Origin of the sequence: Kitasatospora sp. DSM 101779 (assembly GCF_025655475.1) — a bacterium.
GTDB lineage: Bacteria > Actinomycetota > Actinomycetes > Streptomycetales > Streptomycetaceae > Kitasatospora.
Genome location: NZ_JAHTIK010000001.1, coordinates 2927671 through 2942963 on the forward strand (window position 1 = coordinate 2927671; position 15293 = coordinate 2942963).

At 67.6% G+C, this 15293-nt stretch carries 7 protein-coding genes and 3 rRNA genes; 2 read left to right on the plus strand and 8 right to left on the minus strand.

Translation table 11 applies throughout. The features are described from left to right. Positions 1-430: 430 nt before the first annotated feature. A complete protein-coding gene (locus tag KSNIM_RS13400; protein ID WP_263103457.1) occupies positions 431-2992 on the plus strand; it encodes a SpoIIE family protein phosphatase in 2562 nt (853 codons plus the stop codon). Between the two features lie 392 nt (positions 2993-3384). After that, positions 3385-3948: an acetate uptake transporter gene (locus KSNIM_RS13405; RefSeq protein WP_263103458.1), complete on the plus strand. Its 564-nt coding sequence runs from the start codon at positions 3385-3387 to the stop codon at positions 3946-3948. A 113-nt stretch (positions 3949-4061) separates the two neighbouring features. On the opposite strand, the gene KSNIM_RS13410 is transcribed toward KSNIM_RS13405, so the two are convergent. The 8 genes from KSNIM_RS13410 to KSNIM_RS13445 form a co-directional block, all read right to left on the minus strand. Beyond that, positions 4062-4919: a phosphatase PAP2 family protein gene (locus KSNIM_RS13410; RefSeq protein WP_263103459.1), complete on the minus strand. Its 858-nt coding sequence runs from the start codon at positions 4917-4919 to the stop codon at positions 4062-4064. 62 nt (positions 4920-4981) lie between these two features. Then, positions 4982-5098: ribosomal RNA gene (gene rrf, locus KSNIM_RS13415) — 5S ribosomal RNA — on the minus strand. 73 nt (positions 5099-5171) lie between these two features. Further along, positions 5172-8277 (minus strand): 23S ribosomal RNA (locus KSNIM_RS13420). Between the two features lie 269 nt (positions 8278-8546). Next, positions 8547-10061 (minus strand): 16S ribosomal RNA (locus KSNIM_RS13425). Together the 16S, 23S and 5S rRNA genes form the textbook arrangement of a ribosomal RNA operon. 633 nt (positions 10062-10694) lie before the next feature. Then, entirely contained in the window at positions 10695-12233 is a 1539-nt protein-coding gene (locus KSNIM_RS13430) for a CoA-acylating methylmalonate-semialdehyde dehydrogenase (RefSeq protein WP_263103460.1), read from the minus strand. 172 nt (positions 12234-12405) lie between these two features. Continuing rightward, on the minus strand, positions 12406-13092 hold the full coding sequence (locus KSNIM_RS13435; protein ID WP_263103461.1) for a hypothetical protein: 687 nt from the start codon (positions 13090-13092) through the stop codon (positions 12406-12408). Positions 13093-13185: 93 nt separating this feature from the next. Next, positions 13186-13632, minus strand: a complete 447-nt coding sequence (locus KSNIM_RS13440) for a hypothetical protein (RefSeq protein WP_263103462.1) — start codon at positions 13630-13632, stop codon at positions 13186-13188. A gap of 220 nt (positions 13633-13852) precedes the next feature. Then, positions 13853-15247, minus strand: a complete 1395-nt coding sequence (locus tag KSNIM_RS13445; RefSeq protein WP_263103463.1) for an NAD(P)/FAD-dependent oxidoreductase — start codon at positions 15245-15247, stop codon at positions 13853-13855. Positions 15248-15293: the final 46 nt, after the last annotated feature.

Consider the following 15293-nt stretch of genomic DNA (forward strand, 5'->3'; position numbering starts at 1 on the left):
GGTGGCCGGCGCGGTCCGCGTCCCCGGTCGTGGCGATGGCGTCCTTGGTGGCCGAACTCAACGGGACCCTCCCACATCGTGACTGTCCGGTACCGTTCCAGTACCGCTCGGGCGGCCCGGCCGCCGTCAACGGCGGCGGGACCCCTCCCGACCGTACGTGGCCGGTGCTGTCCTGCGGACCCCCCAGTCTGTCAGCACCTGCGCCCGGTGTCCGTCCGCTTGCGCAGCGTTCACGGCACGCGCACGGAATCCTTGGGCAGAATCACCCCCAGGGATCTGTTTCGGCGCCCGGGGCACGCGGGGAACGAAGCGGAAAGTAGGGTGGAACGCTGCACCGGGCCCCGTGGCGGACCCTCCCGGCAGCGAACAGCCGGACCGGAGCAGACCGGATCAAGAGCAGACCGGACCAGAGCAGAGGAGACGTGGGCACGTGGTCACCGCGCGCGCAGCCGCCACCTTCGAACCGGCCGGCCGCTCGGCCGCCGCCGCACGCGGATTCGTCCGCGACGCGCTGCTGGGCTGGGGCCTGCCCGAGGTGGTCGACGACGCCGTCGTCCTGGTCAGCGAACTCGTCACCAACGCCGTGGTCCATGCAGGCACCGCCGCCGAGGTCGGTTGCGTCCGCGAGGTCGACACCGTCCGCATCGAGGTCACCGACCACCACCCCGAGCGCGGCCTGCCGGCCTTCGCCAACGTACCCACCGCCTCCGACCGCTACGCCGACCCGGACGGCGAGGGCGGCCGCGGCCTGCTCATGTGCTCCGCCCTCTCCTCCTGCTGGGGCGTCGAGTACGCCGCCGGACGCAAGACCGTCTGGTTCCGGCTCGCCCTGCCCGAGCACGTCCACGGCACCCGCTACGCCGTGCCGAGCCTGCCCGGCGGCGAACTCCCCGACACCGACGGGCCGGTGCGCGTCGCCGTCGTGCAGCTCGACGACGAGGGCGTCGTCCGCGGCTGGAACCCGGACGCGGAGGCGCTCTTCCGGCAGGGCGCCGACCAGGCCCTCGGCCGCCCGTGGTCCGACCTCGCCGCCTGGCCGCAGTCCCCCGGCACCGGGCTCGGCCTCGCCGAGACCCTCCGACTGGCCCGCTGGGAGGGCAGCTTCGGCGTCCACGCCGGCGACGGCCGGACCGTCGAGGTCTACGGCGTCCAGGTCCGGCTCCGCGACCCCCGGGGCATCCCCTCCACGCTCTGCCTGCTCGTCCAGGACGGCGACCGCGCCGTCCTGCGCAGCCCCGGCACCGCCGCCGAGGTCCCCGCCGCGATCGAGCCCCTCGACCTGCTCGTCGGCCCGCTCTCCGCCGGCGACCTCGGCGACCTCGACGGACTCCTCCAGCGGATCGTCGACCGCGCCCGCGACCTGCTCGACGCCGACGCCGCCTACCTGCTGCTCACCACCGACGACGAGACCGAGTTCGAGGTCCGCGCCGCCACCGGCCTGCCCGGCTCCGGCCGCCGCTACGCCCGCCTGCCGATCGACGGCGGCGCCGGCCGCTACGACTCCGCCCGGCTCCCCGCCGTCCACGAGGACCTCTCCGTCCGCCCCTCCGCCGCACCCCTGCTCAACGGCAGTGGCCTGCGCTCCCTCATCACCGTCCCGCTCAAGGTCGAGGGCCGCCTCACCGGCACGCTCGGCGTCGCCGCCGCCGCGCCCGCCCGCTACGACAACGAGGACGCGCTGCGCCTGCAGTTCGCCGCCGACCGGATCGCCCTCGCGCTGGAGAGCGCCCGCCTCACCGAGCTCGAACAGCTGCGCCGCGGCTCGCTCTCCTTCCTCGTCGAGGCCTCCGACCTGCTCGCCGGCACCCTCGAACACGAGCAGACGCTCGCCCTCATGGCGCAGATGGCCGTCCCCAAGCTCGCCGCCTGGTGCGCCGTCTACACCACCGGCGAGCAGAACGGCGGCGCCGACCTCGCCTTCCTCCTGCACGAGGACGAGGACCGCATCGACCCGCTGCGCGACGTCCTCGACAAGACCCCCTCCCCCGAGGCCGTCCCCGCCGCGGGCGCCCGGTTCTGGAAGGCTCCGGTCGAGACCGCCCGCAGCCTCGGACTCAGCGACGGCCCCGCCCTCGCCGGCCTGCTCGGCGAGACCGTCGTCCTGCCGCTCGCCGCCCGCAACCGGGTCATCGGCCTGCTCGTCCTCGGCGTCGGCAGCGGCGTCCGCTTCCGCCAGGAGATCCTCGAACTCGCCGAGGACCTCTCCCGCCGCGCCGCGCTCGCCCTGGACAACTCCCGCCTGTACTCCGAGCGCACCGCCACCAGCCAGGCCTTCCAGCGCGCGCTGCTGCCGCCCGAGCTGCCGAAGATCCCCGGCGTCGAGGTCGAGGTCTTCTACCAGGCCGCCGGCGAGGGCAACGAGGTCGGCGGCGACTTCTACGACATCTTCCCGATCCGCGAGGGCACCTACGGCTTCGCCATCGGCGACGTCTGCGGCACCGGACCGGAGGCCGCATCGGTGACCGGCCTCGCCCGGAACTCGCTGCGCCTGCTCGCCCGCGAGGGCCTCGACGCACCCCAGGTCCTCTCCCGGCTCAACTCGGCCATCCTCGGCGAGGGCACCCGCAGCCGCTTCCTCACCCTGCTGTACGGGGAGTTGACGCCCCGGCCGGACGGATCCACCGCGCTCTCCCTGGTCTGCGCCGGCCACCCGCTGCCGCTGCGGCTGCGCACCGACGGGCAGGTCGACCAGGCCGCCTCACCGCAGCCGCTGCTCGGCGTCATGGACGAACTCGACCTCACCGCCGAGGAGTTGGTCCTCGCCCCGGGCGAGGTCCTGCTCTGCGTCACGGACGGCGTCACCGAGCGCCGCGAAGGCCGACGGATGCTCGGCGACGACGGTCTCGCCGAAGTCCTCACCGGCTGCACCGGGTTGACCGCCGGCGCGGTCGCCGCTCGGGTCCAGCGCGCCGTCGAGCGGTTCGCCCCCGAGCCGCCCTCGGACGACATGGCGATCCTCACCCTGCGGGTGCCCGAACAGCGCCACGCCTGACGGCGCCGCGAACGTCCCGGGGGCACCCGGGCGTTCAATCCCGTTCACCGGGTGGTCGGACCGCGGCACCACACAGCTGACGACTGCACAAATTGTGTGATTCACAAGGGTACAAGGCGCCAGGACCGGGTACACATCCATCACCGGGGGATCACCCCGGAGGGGCACCGACCGACGGCCGCGCCGCCGGTCCTCACCTGCCGGAAACCGCCCGCACGTCCACGTCCGTGCGCCCGCGGCCCGGCATCGCGCAGCACCTCACGCACCTTTCCGTGCACCGCACCGCACCTCCTGTGCACCTCCGTGCACCGTCACGCGCCGCGCTCCCCCATGTCGCGGTGCGCCCCCACAGAACACGCCGCCATCCCGGCACGCAGTGAAAGGAGCCTCCGGTGAGCAATGTCGCTACCGGGGCGGACGCCCGACCCGCAGGAGCCGACGCGGGTCCTCTCGGATACCTGGCCCTCGGACTGACCCTTCTGGCATACGGCCTGCTCTCCACCGGCATCCTCAGCGGTGCCGGCGTCAAGGACGCCGTGTCGCTCACCCACCTGGTCGGCGGCATCGCGCTGTTCGTCGCGGGCCTGTGGCAGCTCCACGTCGGTGAGGGCTTCACCGGCACCGCGTTCACCGGCCTCGGCGCGTTCTGGGCGACCTGGTCGACGGCGGAGGGCGCCGGCAAGAACGCCGCGGGGCTCTTCCTGCTGCTCTGGGCGCTCCTCGCGCTCACCCTCGCCCTCGCCAGCTGGAACAGCGGCGGCTGGCTGGGACGCGCCGTCTACGGTCTGCTCACGGTCTCCCTGCTGCTCGGTGCGGTCGCCGCCTTCGGCGACAGCTCCGGCCTCGGCAAGCTCGCCGGCTGGGTCGCCGCGGTCTCCGGCCTCGCGGCCTGGTACTGGGCGACCGCGTCGCTGACCAACAGCGGCTGGGGCCGGGCGGCACTGCCGGTCAAGTAACCCCCCCGGGAACGGGTGGGCCGGACCTCTCCCCCACGGGGCCCGGCCCACCGCCGTGTCCGGAACCGCAGTCCTGCAACCCCACAGCCCTGCAGCCCCGCCTGCTCCGCCTCTCAGCGGACGGCGGGGCTGTGCTCCTGCACGTCCCGGCTGCCGTCCTCCGCCCGGACCTGCACCACACCCGGAACACCGGTCTGACCCCGCCAGCCCGCCATGGCGTGCTGCACCAGGTAGACCACCAGCAGCAGGCCCACCGCGACCAGCCCGTCCGCCCAGAAGTGGTTCGCGGTCACCACGACCACCACCACGGTCAGCACCGGGTGCAGCACGACCAGCCAGCGCCAGCGGCTCCGGCCGACCACCACGACGGCCACCGCCACGATCACGCACCAGGCCACGTGTACCGAGGGCATCGCCGAAAGCTGGTCCGGCACCACGCCGGCCACCGCGCCGCCGTACACGGACTGCCCGTACTGCACGGCCAGGTCGACGAACCCGTTCCCCGGCAGCATGCGCGGCGGCGCGACCGGAATGAACTGGATGAGCAGGCAGGCGGCCGTGGTCGCCACCACCGTGGTCCGAACCCAGGCGTAGTTCTCCCGGTGCTTCAGGAACAGCCACAGCAGCAGGACGAGCATCACCCCGAAGTGCATGGTGGCGTAGTAGTAGTTCGCCCCCTGGACGAGCCACGGATGCGGCACCACCGCCCGCTGCCAGGCCACCTCGTCGGGCAGGCCGAAGGCCAGCTCCGTGCGGTGGATCCACTCCGCCCGGTCCAGCGCGTGGTCCGTGCTCATCACCGAGAGATGACCGACCACCTGCCAGAGTGCGAACAGCGCGAGGAGCGTGCCGGCCTCTCTCAGCAGGGCCGCCGGCGTCGCACGACGGGCCCGCCCGGCGACGAAGGCCGAGGCGTACAGCGCCGCGGATGCGCCGGCCGAGGCCTGCCAGGTGAGCGTCAGGTTCTGCATTGGCGAAGGCTAACGCAGAGAAGCCCCCTCCCAAAGGGGAGGGGGCTTCTCTTTGAAGAATTGTTCGGCGGCGTCCTACTCTCCCACAGGGTCCCCCCTGCAGTACCATCGGCGCTACGAGGCTTAGCTTCCGGGTTCGGAATGTAACCGGGCGTTTCCCTCGCGCTATGACCACCGAAACACTATGAAACTCTCCGACACAGACATGGCCTGTTCGTGGTTTCAGAACCAACACAGTGGACGCGAGCAACTGAGGACAAGCCCTCGGCCTATTAGTACCGGTCAACTCCACCCATTACTGGGCTTCCATATCCGGCCTATCAACCCAGTCGTCTACTGGGAGCCTTACCCTCTCAAGGAGGTGGGAGTGCTCATCTCGAAGCAGGCTTCCCGCTTAGATGCTTTCAGCGGTTATCCCTCCCGAACGTAGCCAACCAGCCATGCCCTTGGCAGGACAACTGGCACACCAGAGGTTCGTCCGTCCCGGTCCTCTCGTACTAGGGACAGCCCTTCTCAACACTCCTACGCGCACAGCGGATAGGGACCGAACTGTCTCACGACGTTCTAAACCCAGCTCGCGTACCGCTTTAATGGGCGAACAGCCCAACCCTTGGGACCTACTCCAGCCCCAGGATGCGACGAGCCGACATCGAGGTGCCAAACCATCCCGTCGATATGGACTCTTGGGGAAGATCAGCCTGTTATCCCCGGGGTACCTTTTATCCGTTGAGCGACGGCGCTTCCACAAGCCACCGCCGGATCACTAGTCCCTACTTTCGTACCTGCTCGACCCGTCAGTCTCACAGTCAAGCTCCCTTGTGCACTTACACTCAACACCTGATTGCCAACCAGGCTGAGGGAACCTTTGGGCGCCTCCGTTACCCTTTAGGAGGCAACCGCCCCAGTTAAACTACCCACCAGACACTGTCCCTGATCCGGATCACGGACCCAGGTTAGACATCCAGCACGACCAGAGTGGTATTTCAACGGCGACTCCACAACAACTGGCGTTGCTGCTTCACAGTCTCCCACCTATCCTACACAAGCCGAACCGAACACCAATATCAAGCTATAGTAAAGGTCCCGGGGTCTTTCCGTCCTGCTGCGCGAAACGAGCATCTTTACTCGTAATGCAATTTCACCGGGCCTGTGGTTGAGACAGTCGAGAAGTCGTTACGCCATTCGTGCAGGTCGGAACTTACCCGACAAGGAATTTCGCTACCTTAGGATGGTTATAGTTACCACCGCCGTTTACTGGCGCTTAAGTTCTCAGCTTCGCCCGACCGAAATCGGACTAACCGGTCCCCTTAACGTTCCAGCACCGGGCAGGCGTCAGTCCGTATACATCGCCTTACGGCTTCGCACGGACCTGTGTTTTTAGTAAACAGTCGCTTCTCGCTGGTCTCTGCGGCCACCCCCAGCTCAGACCGTAAAGGTCATCACCAGGGCTGGCCCCCCTTCTCCCGAAGTTACGGGGGCATTTTGCCGAGTTCCTTAACCACAGTTCACCCGAACGCCTCGGTATTCTCTACCTGACCACCTGAGTCGGTTTGGGGTACGGGCCGCCATGAAACTCGCTAGAGGCTTTTCTCGACAGCATAGGATCATCCACTTCACCACAATCGGCTCGGCATCAGGTCTCAGACTACGTGCAGGGCGGATTTGCCTACCCTGCGTCCTACACCCTTACCCCGGGACAACCACCGCCCGGGCTGGACTACCTTCCTGCGTCACCCCATCGCTCACCTACTACCACCTTGGGCCACCGGCTCCACCACTCCCCTTCACCCGAAGGATCCAGGACGGCTTCACGGGCTTAGCATCAGAGGGTTCAGCGTTGGCGCTTCAAAGCGGGTACGGGAATATCAACCCGTTGTCCATCGACTACGCCTGTCGGCCTCGCCTTAGGTCCCGACTTACCCTGGGCAGATCAGCTTGACCCAGGAACCCTTGGTCAATCGGCGCAAGAGTTTCCCACTCTTGTATCGCTACTCATGCCTGCATTCTCACTCGTGAACCGTCCACGACTCGATTCCTCGGCCGCTTCACCCGGCACACGACGCTCCCCTACCCATCACAGCCTCCGTTGGGAGTATTGCTGCAATGACACGACTTCGGTGATGTGCTTGAGCCCCGCTACATTGTCGGCGCGGAATCACTTGACCAGTGAGCTATTACGCACTCTTTCAAGGGTGGCTGCTTCTAAGCCAACCTCCTGGTTGTCTCTGCGACTCCACATCCTTTCCCACTTAGCACACGCTTAGGGACCTTAGTCGGTGTTCTGGGCTGTTTCCCTCTCGACCATGGAGCTTATCCCCCACAGTCTCACTGCCGCGCTCTCACTTACCGGCATTCGGAGTTTGGCTAAGGTCAGTAACCCGGTGAGGCCCATCGCCTATCCAGTGCTCTACCTCCGGCAAGAAACACGCGACGCTGCACCTAAATGCATTTCGGGGAGAACCAGCTATCACGGAGTTTGATTGGCCTTTCACCCCTAACCACAGGTCATCCCCCAGGTTTTCAACCCTGGTGGGTTCGGTCCTCCACACGGTCTTACCCGCGCTTCAACCTGCCCATGGCTAGATCACTCCGCTTCGGGTCTTGGGCATGCAACTCAAACGCCCTATTCGGACTCGCTTTCGCTACGGCTACCCCACACGGGTTAACCTCGCTACACACCGCAAACTCGCAGGCTCATTCTTCAAAAGGCACGCAGTCACAGTCCGAAGACTGCCCCCACGGCTTGTAGGCACACGGTTTCAGGTACTATTTCACTCCGCTCCCGCGGTACTTTTCACCATTCCCTCACGGTACTATCCGCTATCGGTCACCAGGGAATATTTAGGCTTAGCGGGTGGTCCCGCCAGATTCACACGGGATTTCTCGGGCCCCGTGCTACTTGGGAGATGAGCAAGCAAGCCGCTAATGTTTCGTCTACGGGGGTCTTACCCTCTACGCCGGACCTTTCGCATGTCCTTCGACTACACCAACGGTTTCTGACTCGCCGACCGGCCGGCAGACCGATCAAGCTCATTCCCACAACCCCCCGAGCGCAACCCCTGCCGGGTCTCACACGCTCAAGGTTTAGCCTCATCCGGTTTCGCTCGCCACTACTCCCGGAATCACGGTTGTTTTCTCTTCCTGCGGGTACTGAGATGTTTCACTTCCCCGCGTTCCCTCCACTTACCCTATGTGTTCAGGTAAGGGTGACAGCCCATGACGACTGCCGGGTTTCCCCATTCGGACACCCCCGGATCAAAGCTCGGTTGACAGCTCCCCGGGGCCTATCGCGGCCTCCCACGTCCTTCATCGGTTCCTGGTGCCAAGGCATCCACCGTGCGCCCTTAAAAACTTGGCCACAGATGCTCGCGTCCACTGTGCAGTTCTCAAACAACGACCAGACACCCACCATCCACACCCGAGAGTGCATCAAGTGGAGCCGGCATCCACGAGGAAACCTTCGTTCCCTCAGGACCCAACAGCGTGCCCGACCCGAACAGTTCACATCACGCGTTCCACGCCGAAGCAGTACTAGCGTCCATGACTCTGTCCGTGCCGAATAGTCAACGTTCCACCCATGAGCTAGCACTCCGGAACACTCGTCCGAAGCTGCCGTGCGCTCCTTAGAAAGGAGGTGATCCAGCCGCACCTTCCGGTACGGCTACCTTGTTACGACTTCGTCCCAATCGCTGGTCCCACCTTCGACGGCTCCCTCCCAAGGGTTAGGCCACCGGCTTCGGGTGTTACCGACTTTCGTGACGTGACGGGCGGTGTGTACAAGGCCCGGGAACGTATTCACCGCAGCATGCTGATCTGCGATTACTAGCAACTCCAACTTCATGGGGTCGAGTTGCAGACCCCAATCCGAACTGAGACCGGCTTTTTGGGATTCGCTCCGCCTCACGGCATCGCAGCCCTTTGTACCGGCCATTGTAGCACGTGTGCAGCCCAAGACATAAGGGGCATGATGATTTGACGTCGTCCCCACCTTCCTCCGAGTTGACCCCGGCAGTCTCCTGTGAGTCCCCGACATTACTCGCTGGCAACACAGAACAAGGGTTGCGCTCGTTGCGGGACTTAACCCAACATCTCACGACACGAGCTGACGACAACCATGCACCACCTGTACACCGACCACAAGGGGGCTGATATCTCTACCAGTTTCCGGTGTATGTCAAGCCTTGGTAAGGTTCTTCGCGTTGCGTCGAATTAAGCCACATGCTCCGCTGCTTGTGCGGGCCCCCGTCAATTCCTTTGAGTTTTAGCCTTGCGGCCGTACTCCCCAGGCGGGGAACTTAATGCGTTAGCTGCGGCACCGACGACGTGGAATGTCGCCAACACCTAGTTCCCAACGTTTACGGCGTGGACTACCAGGGTATCTAATCCTGTTCGCTCCCCACGCTTTCGCTCCTCAGCGTCAGTAATGGCCCAGAGATCCGCCTTCGCCACCGGTGTTCCTCCTGATATCTGCGCATTTCACCGCTACACCAGGAATTCCGATCTCCCCTACCACACTCTAGCCTGCCCGTATCGAATGCAGACCCGGGGTTAAGCCCCGGGCTTTCACATCCGACGCGACAGGCCGCCTACGAGCTCTTTACGCCCAATAATTCCGGACAACGCTCGCACCCTACGTATTACCGCGGCTGCTGGCACGTAGTTAGCCGGTGCTTCTTCTGCAGGTACCGTCACTTGCGCTTCTTCCCTGCTGAAAGAGGTTTACAACCCGAAGGCCGTCATCCCTCACGCGGCGTCGCTGCATCAGGCTTTCGCCCATTGTGCAATATTCCCCACTGCTGCCTCCCGTAGGAGTCTGGGCCGTGTCTCAGTCCCAGTGTGGCCGGTCGCCCTCTCAGGCCGGCTACCCGTCGTCGCCTTGGTAGGCCATTACCCCACCAACAAGCTGATAGGCCGCGGGCTCATCCTGCACCGCCGGAGCTTTCCACCAACCCCCATGCAGAGGAAGGTCGTATCCGGTATTAGACCCCGTTTCCAGGGCTTGTCCCAGAGTGCAGGGCAGATTGCCCACGTGTTACTCACCCGTTCGCCACTGATCCACCCCGAAGGGCTTCACCGTTCGACTTGCATGTGTTAAGCACGCCGCCAGCGTTCGTCCTGAGCCAGGATCAAACTCTCCGTGAATGATTACCCGTCATCGGGTGCACACTCGCGTTGAGCGGCACGGCAACCACCGGAATAGGGTGATCCCGCGCACTGCGTCCTCGCTGTGTTATTTCAAAAGGAATCTCCAACCGATCGATTGCCCGACCGGCCGGGGATGTCAACATATCTGGCGTTGACTTTTGGCACGCTGTTGAGTTCTCAAGGAACGGACACTTCCTTCGGACCGCCTTCCAGCGGACCCTCCGGGCGTTTCGCTCTTTCGTGTTTCCAGCTTATCAGATCCGAGTCCGTGCTCTTCACCGACTTGCTTTCTTCACCGCTTTGTCGGAACCGGCCTGACGGCCCGTCCGACGTTTCAAACCTTAGCCGATCCCCGCTCCGAAAAGCGAATCCGGCGCCAGCCCGAACACAATCCCCAAAACGCGCACGCCGAATTCGCACGGGGACGCGACAAGACGCGACCCGGTGAGGATCTGGAAGTGGTGTTTCAAGGGATTGGCCGCTCCGGGGCCGTCCGCGCAGACGCGTGTCCGGTGCTCCCTGCCGAGCGACCAGTCAACACTACGCCGAACGGGGAGCGGATGCAAACGAACCGGCCGGACCCTGGGGGAAAGGGTCCGGCCGGTCGTCGGTCGGTGGAGCGGGGGCGGCTCAGCTGTTCGTGGGGAAGCCGAGGTTGATGCCGCCGTGCGACGGGTCGAGCCAGCGCTGGGTCACGACCTTGCCGCGGGTGAAGAACTGCACGCCGTCGGGGCCATAGGCGTGGGCGTCGCCGAAGAGCGAGGCCTTCCAGCCGCCGAAGGAGTAGTAGGCGACGGGGACGGGGATCGGCACGTTGATGCCGACCATGCCGACCTCCACCTCGTTCTGGAAGCGCCGGGCAGCGCCGCCGTCGTTGGTGAAGATGGCCGTGCCGTTGCCGTACGGGTTGCTGTTGATGAGGGCCAGGCCCTCTTCGTAGCTGGAGACCCGGACGACCGAGAGGACGGGGCCGAAGATCTCGTCGCTGTAGACGGACATGCCCGGCTTCACGTGGTCGAACAGGGTGGGGCCGAGCCAGAAGCCGTCCGCGGTCGGGGCGCCGTTGACGTCCTCGGCGGCGATGTCGTGCTTGCGGCCGTCGATCGCCAGCTCGGCACCGTCGGCGAGGCCGGACTCGACGTACGAGGTGACCTTGTCGCGGTGCTGGCCGGTGACCAGCGGGCCCATCTCGGAGTCGCCGTTGCAGCCGGGGCCGACCTTCAGCGTGGCGACGCGGGACTTGATCTTCTCGACCAGCTCGTCGCCGATCGGGTCGACGGCGACCAGGACGGAGACCGCCATGCAGCGCTCGCCGGCCGCACCGAAGCCCGCGTTGACGGCGGCGTCGGCGCTCAGGTCGAGGTCGGCGTCGGGCAGCACCAGCATGTGGTTCTTCGCGCCGCCGAGCGCCTGGACCCGCTTGCCGTAACGGGTGCCGGTCTCGTAGACGTAGCGGGCGATCGGGGTGGAGCCGACGAAGCTGACCGACTTGATGTCGGGGTGCTCCAGCAGGCGGTCGACCGCGACCTTGTCACCGTGCACGACGTTGAAGACGCCGTCCGGCAGGCCGGCCTCCTTCCACAGCTCGGCGAGGAAGTTGGCGGCGGACGGGTCCTTCTCGGAGGGCTTCAGGACGACCGTGTTGCCGGTCGCGATGGCGATCGGGAAGAACCACATCGGCACCATGGCGGGGAAGTTGAACGGCGAGATGATCGCGACCGGGCCGAGCGGCTGGCGGATCGAGTAGACGTCGATGCCGGTGGACGCCTGCTCGGAGAAGCCGCCCTTGGAGAGCTGCGGGATGCCGCAGGCGTACTCCACGACCTCCAGGCCGCGGGCGAGCTCGCCGAGCGCGTCCGAGTGCACCTTGCCGTGCTCCGAGACGATGATCGACGCGAGCTCGTCCTTGCGGGCGTTGAACAGCTCGCGGAAGCGGAAGAGCACCTGGGTGCGCTTGGCCACGGACGAACGACGCCACTCGGCGAACGCCGAGGCCGCAGCGGCGACGGCCTGGTCGACCTCGGCGATCTCGGCGAAGTCGACCTGGCCCGACACCTGTCCGGTGGCCGGGTCGAAGATGTCACCGCGGCGGGGCGCGGCGCCGGCAGTGGCGACGGGAGCGCCACCGATCCAGTGGGTGACGTGCTTGTTCGGGCTGGACTTGCTCAAGATCGTCTGCCTCCGAAGTCCCGTGCGGTGTGTGGGCCGCCGGTACGTGGTAACGGCGCCGCCCGGCTTCGTCCGGACGACGGGATCACGGGGCTCCCGCGCTCGTAATCCAGTCTGCGGACCCTGCCGCCGAGCCTCAACGAGCAGCATGACGGGGAACGGAGATTCACCCTTACAGGTCGTCGGGCTGCTCCGCCTCGACGTCCTCCAGATAGGGGTCGTGCAGCCCGTCGAGGTCCTCCCGGACCTCCATCAGGTCCAGTCGGAGGTCCTGTGCCCAGGCCTGCGCCCAGGCGGAGCGGGCTGCGGCGTCCGGGTGGACGAGGGCGGCGGCGGACTCCAGCCGGTCGGCGAGCACCGCGGCCTGGAAGTCCTCGTCGAGTCCGCCGGCCAGCGCCAGCAGCTCGCCCTCGGTGAACGGGCCGCTCAGCACGTGCAGCGCGGCGAGGTCCTCCGGGAGGCCCCGGTCGCAGAGGCGGAGCACGGCGAGCGCGGCGGCGTCCGGCAGCGCGACCACCGGGACGGGTGTGCCGGGGAGCAGCAGGGCGGGGTGCCGCAGGGGTTCCTTGCGCAGTTCGATCGGGCAGGGCGTGCCGGTCAGCTGGATCTGGCGCGGGGTACCGGGCTGGACGACGGCGCGGTGGCCGGCCGCGCGGAGGTGTTCGGCGAGGCCGGCTGCGATGTCGGCGAGGGGCGGGCCCTCGGCGGTGACGAGGACGAGTCCGGTGGAGCGGGTGGCGGGGAGGCCGTGGGCGGCGAGCGCGTCGGGGCCGGCGAGGGCGAGGGCGTACCGGAGGCAGAGCGGCTGGGCGGTCTCCAGCAGCCGGAGGTGCTCGTCGGCGAGCGCGCTTGCGGTCATGCGTCCAGTCTGGCGCGGTTCGGCCTCGCGGTGGCCGGGCGGCGGGTGGTTCGGCCGTCCGTTCGACCGCGGGTCCGCGGGAGGCCGGTGGGTTCACGGGAGTCCGGTGAGGCGGGCGGCGGCGGCGTGGAGGGCGAGTTCGAGTCTGCGGGGGTCGACGAGTCGGCCGGTGGCGTCCGGGGGGATCAGCCAGTGGAGGGTGCGGTCGGTCCCGTCCGGATGGGGGACGGTGAGGGCGGTGCCGTGGCCGAGGGTGCGGATGCCGGAGGCGAGCCAGCCGTCGGCGGTGCCGGTGGGGACGAGGAAGGCGACGGTGCCGGCGGTGCGGTCCTGGAGGACGGGGCCCGGTCCGGGGAGGCGGGCGAGGGCGTCGAGGGCGGTGCGGCCGAGGGGGCGGGGGGTGAGGACGGCGTCCCACTGACGACCGGCGGGCAGCGGGGCGGGGCGACGGCCGTTCCGTTCCCAGGTGCGCAGGAAGGCGCGGGGGTCGGGGGCGGCCGCGGCGAGCCAGGCTGCGGCGGTGCGGGCGGTGGGCGGCATCGGTGCTCCTCGGGGGACGGGTCGGGGTCGCTCACCGGGGAGAGGGCGGCGGGTGCGGGTTCTTACACGGTTTCGGCGGTTCCGGCCGGTTCGGATTTCCGGCGCCCGTGACGGACGGAAGGTGCGCACGGGCACGAACGCGGACGCGCCGCGGGGCGCACCGGGCCGGGTGGCTGCGGTGCGCCCCGCTGTGGCGCCGGCGGTCGGGCCGGCGCCGCGGTCAGCTGTCGAAGCCGAGGCCGAGGCGGTCCAGGGTACGCAGCCAGAGGTTGCGCCGGCCGCCGTGGCGGTCGGCGCGGTCGAGCGACCAGCGGGTGAGTTCGATGCCGGCCCAGCGGACGGGTTCGGGCGGGAAGGGCAGCGGCTTCTTGCGGACCATCTCCAGTTCGGTGCGTTCGGTGCGTTCGCCGGCGAGGAGGTCGAGCATGACCTCGGCGCCGAAGCGGGTGGCGCCGACGCCGAGGCCGGTGAAGCCGGCGGCGTAGGCGACGCGGCCGCGGTGGGCGGTGTCGAAGAAGGCGGAGAAGCGGCTGCAGGTGTCGATGGCGCCGCCCCAGGCGTGGGTGAAGCGGAGTCCTTCGAGTTGGGGGAAGGTCTCGAAGAACTGCCGGGAGAGGGTGCGGAAGGTGTCGGGGCGCTGGTCGTGTTCGGCGCGGACCTTGCCGCCGTAGTGGTAGATGGCGTCGTAGCCGCCCCAGAGGATGCGGTTGTCGGCGGAGAGCCGGAAGTAGTGGAACTGGTTGGCGCTGTCGCCGAGGCCCTGGCGGCCGCGCCAGCCGATCGCGGCCATCTGCTCGTCGTCGAGGGGCTCGGTCATGAGGGCGTAGTCGTAGACCGGGACGATGTAGGGGCGGACGCGCTTGAGCAGGGACGGGAAGACGTTGGTGCCGAGGGCGACGCGGCGGGCGAAGACCCGGCCGTAGGGGGTGCGGACGGCCATGCCGCTGCCGTGCTCGGTGAGGGTGAGGGCCCTGGTGCGCTCGTGGATGCGGACGCCCTGCTCGAGGCAGGCCTTCTTGAGGCCCCAGGCGAGTTTGGCGGGGTGGACCATGGCGACGCCGTCGCGGTCCCAGAGCCCGCCGAGGAAGGTGGGCGAGTCGACCTCGCGGCGCACCTGGTCGGCGTCGAGGACGGTGATGTCGAGGCCGTGCTCGGCGAGGGCCTCGGCGACCTCGTGGAGTTCGTCGAGCTGGTGGGGCTCGGTGGCGACGTCGATCTCGCCGGTGCGTTCCCACTCGCAGTCGAGGTCGTACTGCTTGAGGGTGTTCTCGATGGCGTCGAGGTTGGCGCGGCCGAGTTCTTCGAGGCGGTTCAGTTCGGCGGGCCAGCGCTGCAGGCCGTTGCCGAAGCCGTGGGTGAGGCTGGCGGCACAGAATCCGCCGTTGCGCCCGGAGGCCGCCCAGCCCACCTCGTCGGCCTCGACGAGGACGACGTCCTGCGAGGGGTCGCGTTCCTTGGCGAGGAGTGCCGTCCACAGGCCGGAGTAGCCGCCGCCGACGACCAGCAGGTCGCAGGTGGTGTCGCCGACGAGGGCGGGGAGGGCCTCGGGCCGACCCGGGTCCTCCAGCCAGAACGAGGTGGGTTTGACGTCACTGAGCGCACGGGCGGAGTCCATGCCGTATCAGCCGCTTTCTGGTGGTCGTCCGGACTCTGGTCAGTAG

Excerpts from the sequence above, each read along its gene's own strand:
- KSNIM_RS13435 (WP_263103461.1), bottom strand. The coding sequence starts at position 13,092 with ATGACCGCAAGCGCGCTCGCCGACGAGCACCTCCGGCTGCTGGAGACC.
- KSNIM_RS13440 (WP_263103462.1), bottom strand. The coding sequence starts at position 13,632 with ATGCCGCCCACCGCCCGCACCGCCGCAGCCTGGCTCGCCGCGGCCGCC.
- KSNIM_RS13410 (WP_263103459.1), bottom strand. The coding sequence starts at position 4,919 with ATGCAGAACCTGACGCTCACCTGGCAGGCCTCGGCCGGCGCATCCGCG.
- KSNIM_RS13445 (WP_263103463.1), bottom strand. The coding sequence starts at position 15,247 with ATGGACTCCGCCCGTGCGCTCAGTGACGTCAAACCCACCTCGTTCTGG.